This is a genomic window from Ruegeria sp. BHSB064, assembly GCF_059613205.1.
Genome location: NZ_JBXWSB010000220.1, coordinates 1 through 3287, shown reverse-complemented (window position 1 = coordinate 3287; position 3287 = coordinate 1). Strand labels below are relative to the sequence as shown.

The following is a 3287-nucleotide window of genomic DNA, read 5'->3' as shown; positions in this document are numbered from 1 at the left end:
GGATTCGAGCTTATCGACGGAATGGACCCCACCCCAAAAATGCTGGAAGAAGCAAAGGCAAAAGACGTGTACAGAGCGTTGAGCGGCTTTGATATCACCAAACCAGCCCCGCTCAAGCGTGGTGCATATTCGATTGTCACAGCTATCGGTGTCATCGGTAAGGGCGCTGCCCCGGCGGAGACAATCGATGTGTTGATGCACGCTTTACCCAAAAGGGGGCTGTTTGCGTTTTCTCTGAATGATCACGCGCTGGCAGATCACACATTCACCTGCCGCATCACTGATTGGGTCGACATGGGGGCCGCACGTTTGCTATTTCGTGAATACGGGCCACATCTACCCGGAATCAACCTTAACTCTGACGTGTATATTCTGGAAAAAGCGTGACTTTCCTGACGCGTTTCGCGCCTTCCCCAACCGGGCCACTTCATCTGGGGCACGCTTATTCCGCGTTGATGGCCAGCGACCTAGCCACAGCGGAAAGTGGTCAGTTCCTGTTGAGGATCGAAGACATTGATCAGTCTCGTTCAAGGAAGCATTGGGAAGATCAGATCTATGACGATCTGGCATGGCTGGGCCTGGAATGGCCAACGCCGGCCGTACGCCAATCGGACCGTATGGGGGTTTATGAGCAGGCTCTGGATCATCTTTGGGCACAGGGTTTCTTGTTTCCATGCACTTGCAACCGAAAAGATATTACCGCCGCTGCCAGCGCTCCGCAGGAAGGCGCGCCATTGCTTGGGCCAGACGGGATAATCTATCCCGGAACGTGCCGAAAAGCTCATCACAACAAAGACTTAAGGCAACACCCTCGACCACGACACGAGGCACTACGGCTGGACATTGCCAAAGCGTGCCAAGCGATCCACGACCGGTCCAGATTTCAGTTCATCGAGCTCGGTTCAGGGCCTGATGGTGAAACGGGCACCATCAGTTTAACCCCCGATGAATTAATCAACACAATTGGCGACGTCGTGTTGTCCCGCCGCGATATGGGGACATCGTACCACCTTTCTGTTGTCCTGGACGACGCGGCGCAAGGGATCACCCATGTGGTTCGGGGTCGGGATCTGTTCGAAGCCACGCGCATTCATGTTCTATTGCAGGCGTTGCTGGATTTACCCACGCCTGTGTATTTGCACCATGATCTGATCCGCGATGGTGCCGGTAAACGCCTTGCGAAACGGGACGATGCCCGAGCGATTTCGAAATACAGGGCCGAAGGCTACAGCCCTGCAGACATTCGGCGCTTGGTCGGGCTTTGACCCGTCACTCTTATTCCATCGGAGCCATCAGTTCGGTTTCGGATCCATCACGAACGGCGGTATAGAAGCATGTCCGGCGGTTGGTGTGGCAGGCCGCTCCGGTCTGGCGCACCAGAACCAACAGGCAATCCCGATCACAATCGATCCGAAAATCCACCAGTTCCTGCACGTGGCCCGAGGTTTCACCTTTGATCCAGAAAGACTGACGAGAGCGCGACCAATAAGTCACCCTGCCCGTTTCCAGTGTCTTTTCAACGGCCTGAGCATTCATCCAGGCCATCATCAGAACTTCGCCCGACGCGTCATCCTGAGCGATTGCAGGGATCAGGCCCGCTTCGTTATATTTCAGCGTCGATGGATCGAACACGACGGGATCAGTCATCTCAAAAACCTTTTGCATCCGGTGGGCTGGCCACTATGTATGAGGAACACACGACGAGGGAAAGCCATGAGCGGCGAGAACGACCTGATTAAGCTGTATTCCGGGCGCATTCTGGCGCTGGCTGCGGACATTCCGCATCTTGACCGGCTGGACGACCCTGATGCGACGGTTAAGAAACGCTCGCCGCTGTGCGGCTCGACCGTAACCGTGGACGTGAAAGTTGATGACGGTCGGGTCAGCGCCTTTGGCCAGGACGTAAAAGCCTGTGCCTTGGGTCAGGCTTCGGCTGCCGTTGTCGGGGACGCCATCATTGGTGCGACGCGTGCTCAGGTTGAAGCCGCGCGCGATCAACTGACGAGCATGTTGAAAAAAGACGGCCCTGCCCCGGATGCACCGTTTGACGGGCTGGAAGTTCTGATGCCCGCGCGGGACTACAAGAACCGGCATGCATCGATCCTGCTGGCGCTGGACGCAACAGCCGAAGCGCTGGCACAGGCCGAACAGGCGCATTGCGCGTGATCTTGGCAAACTAGGGTAAACCCGCTACCCCTCTGACCAGATTTTAGGAGGGATGGGTTTGGACAATCTGCTTGAGCATTTTGTAACGCTTTGGGTCGTAATTGACCCGATTGGTACAATTCCCGTGTTTATCGCCGTCACTGCGGGCCTAAGCGCCGCAGCCCGTCGCAAGACTGCGTTATTGGCATCGTTGATCAGTGCCGGGGTTTTGTTGTTTTTCCTCGTATTTGGGCAACTGCTGATCGAGGCATTGGATATCGGGCTGAATTCCTTTCAGGTCGCGGGTGGCATCATCCTGTTCCTGTTCGCCCTGACCATGATCTTTGGTGAAAGCAAGCAGGACATAGAACAACGTCAGGCGGAAGAAGATCTGGAAGACAAGTATCACAAGCAAAACCCGGCAATTTTCCCATTGGCGGTGCCATCCTTGGCCTCACCCGGCGCGATGCTGGCTATTGTCATCCTGACAGACAATCACCGCTACAGCGCTACCGATCAGGGGATCACCGCTTTGGTGATGCTTTCGGTGCTTTTGGTTGCGTTCTTTCTGATGCTTCTGGCAGAGCCCATCATCCGTTTGATCGGCCATTCAGGCGCCGCGATCATCAGCCGTATCATGGGGATGATCCTGGCCTCTGTCGCGGTCAACTCAGTTCTGTCTGCGTTGCTTGAAATTTTCAAAACCGGCCAGCTGTAAAAAAACCGCCGCACCTTCCGGGCGAAAGGGCGGCGGCAGGCATTGCGTGTCTCGCGTGGGGTCCGGTTCACCGCGCGGGGCCGAGGCATGGCCCCTCAAGGGGTTTGGGACAGGCAGGTCACCCTTGACTGAAATGGGGATGACAGCGCGGTTTTTTCGGCACGAGATCGCAGGCAGAAAGACTTAAAAACCAACAGGCAGGTGTAGTGCGACCATCAGAATCACGACCAGAGACATCACGCCAACCGCATCCTGCAGGATGGTCGATTGCGCGCGGCTGAAAGCGGTCTTGATCTGGGTCAGCATAGGGTCACCTCCGGTCAGAGTTTTAATCCTTTGTTGACCTTTTGTTCTCATATTTACCCGAGTCGGTAAAGAACTTTTTAAGAACATTTGTGAACTTTTTGGAACGTCGCGCCTAACC

6 protein-coding genes are annotated in these 3287 nt (G+C 55.5%); 4 read left to right on the top strand and 2 right to left on the bottom strand.

Annotated elements, in window-relative coordinates:
• The coding region (locus AC2FNU_RS24375) for a class I SAM-dependent methyltransferase (protein ID WP_496794035.1) at positions 1-387 on the top strand (387 nt) is incomplete at its 5' end.
• Positions 384-1265 carry a tRNA glutamyl-Q(34) synthetase GluQRS gene (gene gluQRS / locus AC2FNU_RS24370; protein WP_496794032.1) on the top strand — a complete coding sequence of 294 codons (882 nt, stop codon included), beginning with the start codon at positions 384-386 and terminating at the stop codon, positions 1263-1265. The genes AC2FNU_RS24375 and gluQRS, both read left to right, overlap by 4 nt.
• A gap of 10 nt (positions 1266-1275) precedes the next feature.
• Here gluQRS and hisI read toward each other — a convergent pair whose 3' ends face one another.
• The gene (gene hisI, locus AC2FNU_RS24365; protein ID WP_496794029.1) at positions 1276-1665 is read right to left on the bottom strand and encodes a phosphoribosyl-AMP cyclohydrolase; all 390 of its coding nucleotides are present in this window, start codon (positions 1663-1665) and stop codon (positions 1276-1278) included.
• A 48-nt stretch (positions 1666-1713) separates the two neighbouring features.
• Between hisI and AC2FNU_RS24360 the strand changes: the two genes are divergently transcribed.
• Together AC2FNU_RS24360 and AC2FNU_RS24355 are read left to right on the top strand one after the other, a co-directional pair.
• Positions 1714-2166, top strand: coding sequence for an iron-sulfur cluster assembly scaffold protein (locus tag AC2FNU_RS24360; RefSeq protein ID WP_496794026.1), 453 nt, complete (start codon positions 1714-1716; stop codon positions 2164-2166).
• Between the two features lie 58 nt (positions 2167-2224).
• Positions 2225-2863, top strand: a complete 639-nt coding sequence (locus AC2FNU_RS24355) for a MarC family protein (RefSeq protein ID WP_496794023.1) — start codon at positions 2225-2227, stop codon at positions 2861-2863.
• 183 nt (positions 2864-3046) lie between these two features.
• Here the strand turns inward: AC2FNU_RS24355 and AC2FNU_RS24350 are convergent.
• A partial coding sequence (locus AC2FNU_RS24350; RefSeq protein WP_496794020.1) for a hypothetical protein occupies positions 3047-3287 on the bottom strand: 241 nt, incomplete at its 5' end.

Excerpts from the sequence above, each read along its gene's own strand:
- AC2FNU_RS24360 (WP_496794026.1), top strand. The coding sequence starts at position 1,714 with ATGAGCGGCGAGAACGACCTGATTAAGCTGTATTCCGGGCGCATTCTG.
- hisI (WP_496794029.1), bottom strand. The coding sequence starts at position 1,665 with ATGCAAAAGGTTTTTGAGATGACTGATCCCGTCGTGTTCGATCCATCG.